The organism is Thermorhabdus hydrogeniformans, from assembly GCF_049310025.1.
Lineage (GTDB): Bacteria > Bacillota > Thermosediminibacteria > Thermosediminibacterales > Tepidanaerobacteraceae > JBJYKD01.
On record NZ_JBJYKD010000193.1, the window covers coordinates 1 to 261 of the forward strand.

Genomic DNA, 261 nt, shown 5'->3' on the forward strand with positions numbered 1-261 from the left:
TAGGTGGAATCTGTCTAGTACGTACTTTGATTTGTCTATCCAACCTAGTCCTTCTTTTATCCAATTTGCTCCGTCTCCTGAAAGATATATCTTTTCTACTTGGGTCATGTCATAGGTTTCTTCCAGGTAATTTGCTACGTCTATCCACATCTCTTGGTTATTGTTCTTTACATCTGAGAAATATCTCTTGTTCTTTAGTTTATATCTGTTCTTGTTAACTTCTGCTTTTCCTTCATGTACATATGCTATCTTTGCTATCGC

At 36.0% G+C, this 261-nt stretch carries 1 protein-coding gene; it reads right to left on the reverse strand.

Going from position 1 to position 261, the window contains the following annotated elements:
- On the reverse strand, nucleotides 1–261 hold a 261-nt coding region (locus tag ACKX14_RS16075), incomplete at both ends, for a UPF0236 family transposase-like protein (protein ID WP_422449421.1).